This window comes from Sulfolobus sp. B1 (genome assembly GCF_007050195.1).
Lineage (GTDB): Archaea > Thermoproteota > Thermoprotei_A > Sulfolobales > Sulfolobaceae > Saccharolobus.
Map to the genome: position 1 here is coordinate 1 of NZ_QIMI01000100.1, position 6,225 is coordinate 6,225.

The 6,225-nt window shown below is 34.6% G+C and carries 6 protein-coding genes and 1 pseudogene; 5 read left to right on the plus strand and 2 right to left on the minus strand.

All coding sequences use genetic code 11. From position 1 onward, the window contains the following. The 3 genes from DMP16_RS07195 to DMP16_RS07205 all read left to right on the plus strand — a co-directional run. Positions 1–1,541: AMP-binding protein (locus DMP16_RS07195; RefSeq protein WP_143577029.1), on the plus strand; the 1,541-nt coding region annotated here is incomplete at its 5' end. 27 nt (positions 1,542–1,568) lie between these two features. Beyond that, complete coding sequence (locus DMP16_RS07200; RefSeq protein WP_069283114.1) at positions 1,569–1,982, plus strand: hypothetical protein; 414 nt, start codon at positions 1,569–1,571, stop codon at positions 1,980–1,982. Next, entirely contained in the window at positions 1,979–2,503 is a 525-nt protein-coding gene (locus DMP16_RS07205; RefSeq protein ID WP_069283116.1) for a hypothetical protein, read from the plus strand. The genes DMP16_RS07200 and DMP16_RS07205 overlap by 4 nt, the downstream gene beginning before the upstream one ends. A 313-nt stretch (positions 2,504–2,816) precedes the next feature. Here DMP16_RS07205 and DMP16_RS07210 read toward each other — a convergent pair whose 3' ends face one another. Continuing rightward, positions 2,817–3,947 (minus strand): transposase, encoded by a 1,131-nt coding sequence (locus DMP16_RS07210; RefSeq protein WP_231961089.1) that lies wholly within the window; start codon positions 3,945–3,947, stop codon positions 2,817–2,819. A gap of 424 nt (positions 3,948–4,371) precedes the next feature. Then, positions 4,372–4,857 carry a hypothetical protein gene (locus DMP16_RS07215; RefSeq protein WP_069283117.1) on the minus strand — a complete coding sequence of 162 codons (486 nt, stop codon included), beginning with the start codon at positions 4,855–4,857 and terminating at the stop codon, positions 4,372–4,374. A 154-nt stretch (positions 4,858–5,011) separates the two neighbouring features. Between DMP16_RS07215 and DMP16_RS07220 the strand changes: the two genes are divergently transcribed. Further along, positions 5,012–5,749: a ParA family protein gene (locus DMP16_RS07220; protein WP_069283119.1), complete on the plus strand. Its 738-nt coding sequence runs from the start codon at positions 5,012–5,014 to the stop codon at positions 5,747–5,749. Between the two features lie 211 nt (positions 5,750–5,960). Then, positions 5,961–6,225, plus strand: a pseudogene (locus tag DMP16_RS07225) (amidohydrolase family protein); the annotation flags it as partial.

The following is a 6,225-nucleotide window of genomic DNA, read 5'->3' on the forward strand; positions in this document are numbered from 1 at the left end:
CAATATTAGATAAGAACGTTCCTAAAAACGGTGAGAAAATAGCAGTATATTACTCTGATGAAAGCAGTAAAAAGGATAGTGTAACCTTTTCCAAACTAAAGAACCTATCAGATTCATTAGGAAATGCGCTAGTTAAGGACTTAGGAATAAAGAGAGGAGATAGAGTAGCAATATATTTACAGCCTAGAATAGAGACTATAATAACACTTCTAACCATCTATAGGGTAGGTGCTATAGCATTATCAATCTCTCCGTTAATGGGTACTGAAGCTGTAGAATATAGACTAAAGCATAGTGAAGCTAAAGTCATATTTATGGAGGGTAATAGAACTGATGTTAGAAATAAAATAAAGAATATAGAATCACTTAATCATATAATCGTAGTTGAAGGGGAAGCTAATGCTACTAAGGAAATTGAATTTTGGGATTTAATAAAATCTTCATCTAAAGGTTTTGAGGTAGCTGAAACCAATAGTGAGGAACCAGCTCAACTATTTTACACCTCAGGGACTACTGGTCCTCCTAAAGGAGTATTACATGCACATAGATTTGTCCTAGGGCATATACCTACTTTTCAATTATACTTTGAACTAGCACCAAAAGAAGAGGATGTCTTTTGGACTCCTGCTGATTGGGGATGGATTGGAGCAATAGGAGACGTTATACTTCCATCCCTATACTTTGGGAAACCATTAGTAGCCTACAAGAGGGAAGGTAAGTTTTCCCCTGAGGAGGCAATGAGAATCATGGAAGACTACCGAGTTACTTGTGCCTTCATACCTCCTACTGCATTAAGAATAATAAAAAATAAAATTTCTCCCAAGGAGTATGATCTCAAACTGAGAGCTATCAGTTCCGCTGGAGAAGCTGTGGGAGAAGATCTGATAAAGTGGGGTATGAGCGAATTTAATGTACCCATAAATGAATTTTACGGTTGCACTGAAGCGAACTTAGTTACAACTAATAATTCCTTATGGCTTAGGATAGGTTCTTTAGGCAAGTCATCTCCGGGACATCTTGTTGATGTGATAGACGAGGAAGGTAATTCTCTTCCACCTCATAAAGTAGGAGAAATTGCTGTAAGGATAGGTGATCCCTCATTATTTCTGGGATATTGGGAAAATGAGGAAGCTACCAGAAAGAAATTTAGAGGAATCTGGTTTTTAATAGGAGACTTAGGATATAAGGATGAGAATGGATATTTATGGTTCAAGGGAAGGGCAGATGACGTAATAAAAGTATCTGGATATAGGATAGGTCCAGAGGAGATAGAAAGTGTAATTTTGCAACATCCTGCAGTAAAAGAGGTAGCAGTAATAGGAAAACCTGATCCTGTCAGAGGACACATAATAAAAGCCTTTATCGTCTTAAAGGAGAACGTTGATGAGAAAAATATAGATAAAGATATACAAGAATTTGTTAAGAGAAGGCTAGCGTCTTATGCATACCCCAGAGAGATAGAGTTCGTAAAGGAATTACCTAGGACTGAGACTGGTAAGATTAAGAGACATGTATTAAGGGAGAGGGAAAGCAAAAGATAAATTGCTATCACTAAAAATTTTAATGAAATGAACTTTGGCAAATTGCTTGGAATAGCAATATTTCTCATAGTTATAATTCTTCAGTTATTTCTTATTACTGACCATAATCTAGCTGAAGTTCCCTCACTAGTAAAGGATAGCGTAATCCAACTCTTCTCTTTTAACTTACCTCAACCTATTATAAAATTTTACATTTACAATAGTAGTATAATATTGTCTTTTAATAATACTGATAACTTCCCATATACTTTACTAAATGTTAGTGGAAAATATACATACATCAAACATCCCGTAACATTTATTCCTCATACTGCCACTAACGCTACAATAATTATCACAAACTGGCAAAGTTTTATACAAGAAGCAAAAAATAATGACTATAATATTACCTTAACCTTTGAAATATATAATACCACTTTCTCTCAAAGTGAGACGTTATGAGTAAGTCAGGGAAAAGAAAATATTATCTATTAATGTCGGCCATGTTAGGTAACATCATAGTAGCGTTATTACCGGGATATTGGTGGTATTACTCAGTAGGAGGTATAGTTACCATAAAGGATAGTCTATTTGATATTTATTTACAGTTTTTAGGAAGAGAATATGAAATCATCAACTTAATAAACGTTTTTCTTTTTGCCTTTAGGTCTTATGTTATTACTGTTTCAGCTTACTATTTATATAAAGCCTATTTAGGAGAAAGATATAACTACATGCTCATCATGTGGGCAAGCTACTTATACATATTGGATCCCATCATAGCTTACTTAATATCAAATTATCTCTTAGGATTATTCATAAAGGTGAATTATCCTTTCTTCATCATAGGAAGTGAATCGATAAATGTTAAGGACAAGGGAGTTGAAGTATCCATGTTAATCCAAAGTTATCCATACATCTATTACTGGATAGCCTTAGCAGTTGGAACGCTAAACTTGATAACTAGATTTGTAAAGAAATAAACCTTAATTAGTTATCAAATAATATGAAACTTATTTAAATTATAACAAAATATTATAACAACATAAAATACTCAACATAGTATAAATAGCTAAAAGAGGGATTTCTAATTGTTTTACAATAAAATGTCAAACCTCTCCCTTGAGGGCGGGTAAAGTTTTTATTTACTATCTTCAGTAAGAGAGAATTCCAATTGTGGACTCTTTAACTTTTGAATAGCAAGCTGACCTACTCATTTCCTAAAGGGAAAGGTTTGCCCTCATTTCATCACTAAACCTAAAATTCAGTTGTAGTTGAACTGACCTCTTCCCCGCCCTAAAGGGCGAGGGTTCCACCGAGGTCTAAGGTGTTACTCCCCTTTACGAGAGTTACTCCGTTAGAAGAGACGAGGAAGGAAAGAGGTTTTTTCAATACGTTAACAATCTTCCTTATCCCCAGTTTCATTATGTTTAAAGCTCCATTAACGTCACTGTGGAGCTTATGACCTAAAGGGCAATTAATAACTCCCCTAGACTTCCTACTCACTTCAACATCATGAAAAGCACATAGTCGTGAAGTGTTATATTCAACAACTAGGAACACCTTTATACCGTACTCGTAAAGCTTATACACTATTGCCTCAATTAACTTACGATAGGACCAAATGTTAGAAGTGAACTTATTACCCTTATCTTGAGAGATGAAGTAAGGGTAACCAAGGTAGACTGTTGATACACCTAACTCCCACAATGACTTAGCAAGATGGGAAGCTAAAGTCCTATAGTAGTGTATTAATCTACGATAAAGCTTCTTAAATAATCGCTCCCTTTCTCTCAACACTTCCTCCCTAGCTTCAGTCTCGTGAATTTTCTCATCCTCAGCCTTTAACCTATCTAACTCTCCTATCTTCTTCTGAAAATAGAAGTAATCACTCTTAACGAGGGAACCACGGTAAAAGAGAACAGTACCGTCATCTACTGTAACAGTTGTTAACATGTTTATGCCCAAGTCTATTGAAGCTACCTTGTTACCTTTAGGTAAAGCTATTTGTATTTTATCCCTCTCACCGTGAATGATTAAGGATCCCTTGATTGGCCTTTTGCTCTTCTTTGCCGTAACCCTACCTACGTCAACTGGTATTTGAGCGTAGAACTTGTTTCCGTCTATGTATATCTCCAGCCTACCTTGAGTGCCAAACCACCTTAACCTACCAGCAAAGGGTATTTCCATCTTCCAGTCCTTCAGCAAATGCCTTTCCTCATCGACTTCATAGCGGTCTTGCCTAATGACTAGGATTAGCTTCCTCTTCCCCTTGTCTTTCCAATACCCCGGTGGTGAGATATGATTAACGAATTGCGGTAGACTATCTTTATTCTTCAGTGATGAGAAAAAGGAAGACCATGCTTCATTGTTCTTCTGTAAAACGGCTTTGTGCATTAACCACAAGTACCTCCTTATACTTTTCATAATACTTGTCCTAAGTACCTTTTAGGTCTACTTTATTCTATTGGAAGAACTGTTGTCTTCTCTCGTAGTTTTCCTCGTTCCATAGTTTTGCTGAAGCATCTGCTAACTTTCTCATTTTTCTTTGCTGATATCCGTTTGGAAATAGTCTAACTACGATTGTACGAACACTCCCCTCTGGTATTGCGGGAGTAATGGTCGGCTCCCGCTCCTCATCTTTATAAAGTTGACCAGAAGGGAGTGTTACAGAAGAAAGAGAGAAAAGTAATTTAAAAACCTTACCCCGCCTTAAAAGGCAAGGTTTGCCGTTCTTTTATCAGACTACTGGTAAGTCTCACGTCTTAAATCTACGCTTTAAATGTGATTATAGCTTAATCTAAATGCTATAATCGTCTTGAATTAAAAGAAACTCTACAATAGTCTTAAATTACTTGCCGCATGTGATCAAATATTCCTCAGCGACTTGTATTACAAAATCTTTAAAGTCTGTATAATTTAGTAATTCACACAAATAATCTTTATAAGTTTTTATCTCGCTTTCATCAATTAATCTCATATCAAGTATCATCCTCAAAGTTACAAACCAGGTGAGAAACCTAACTGTCATGTTATTATCCTTTAACATATCTTTAAAGTATGATATATGAGATAGCACTTCGTCTCTTGTTAATACACCCTTTTGTACTAGGTCAGGTATTGCATTCCAAACCCTATACCTAGTTCCGGTATCGGGAAATGATAGGAGTAAATAAATTTCCTCCTTTTTTAACTTATCAATATTTTTTAAAACGTAATTCCATGCTTCATGTTTAATATCCTTATCAGAGCTGGAGAGAAGAGAGGTAAGTAAATCAAAGGATAACTCATTACTGACTAATCCCCTTAATCTCTTAAGGGTTTCTTCCTTATTCATACTATCTTCTTAATTTTGCTTGAAGTATAAAACTATTTTACGTTAAATCTTTAGAGAGTTATAGAAGAATTTAAAGAGATATTAAGATATTCATAATGACTATCAACATTAATTAATAGTAAATTTTTTTACACATTCATCACCTATATTATTAATGAAACTTAGAGTAGGATTTATAGGGATTAAAGGTGGCGTTGGAAAAACAACTATAGCGTTATCAACAGCCTTTTATTTATCACAAAAATTTAAAGTTCTTTACATCGATAAGGATTTGTTATCTGTAGGTTCCTCAATTCTAGGTTTTAACGGTAAAGGTTTTCGTAGGGCAATAGTTGAGAATTTAGGAAGAGAGGAGTATGAATATAAGGTTAGTGAGAATCTAACATTATTTAAACTATTTAGTAGCCCTGTAAGGGAAATTGAATTGCATAGGCTAAGTGTTCAAAAAGAAGGTTTCGTTAAATCTTATTTAGATGTGGTTTCTAAGGGATACGATGCAATAATAATAGACTACGGTATGATTTTTGATCCATATAATCCATTAGTATATGACGAATACAAATTATTTATCGAAAATTTCCCAGAATATGTTATAGGAGCTGTTATTGTTACGGATCCAATTAAAGAGGATGTTTTAAATAGTGTTGAATATTTCAGATATGTTATAAACAAAATAGCTGCTAAACCTATAGCGCTTGTTGTAAACATGGTACCTGAATCTTGGGAGGCAAAAGAAGAAGTTGAAAATCTAATTAATGATATAAGTCATGATTTTTCCCCCGATATCATTTTAATACCTTATAAGAATGAATTCTTACATTACTCTAAGATAAAAGAAGAGTCCGAGTTATCAATAGTAGGGAAAAAATTAGAAAAGTTACTTAAATCTTGAAAAAACTAGATACATAGCTTATCTGACCTCTGCCCTAGGGGTTACGCTTATCCTCATTTTCTCATACTAATTGAAAATATTAAGATGCTTCAGACATACTATTCTGACCTACCTCCCGTCCTAGAAGACAGTTTGCTGTTCTTTTATCAGGATGCGTTTGACTACGAATAATACTTAATGTTATAAGCATGAAAGTAGAAAATAATTACCTATGAAATTAGTTTTAGTGGGTAAAATTTTTGATGGAGAGAAAATAATCGATAAGGGGACAATTATAGTGGAAGATGATAAGATAACTAAGGTCTTAGAAGGTATAGAAAAAGTTGATAATGCAAAGATAATTGAAGGAGATTTCATAATGCCTGGGTTAGTTGACGCACACATGCATTTCTTCGGTGTAGAGGAAGATAACGTAATGGCGTGGAACTTAGTTAATGAAATAGACGTAGCAATTAGGAGTACAAGAGATATGGAGG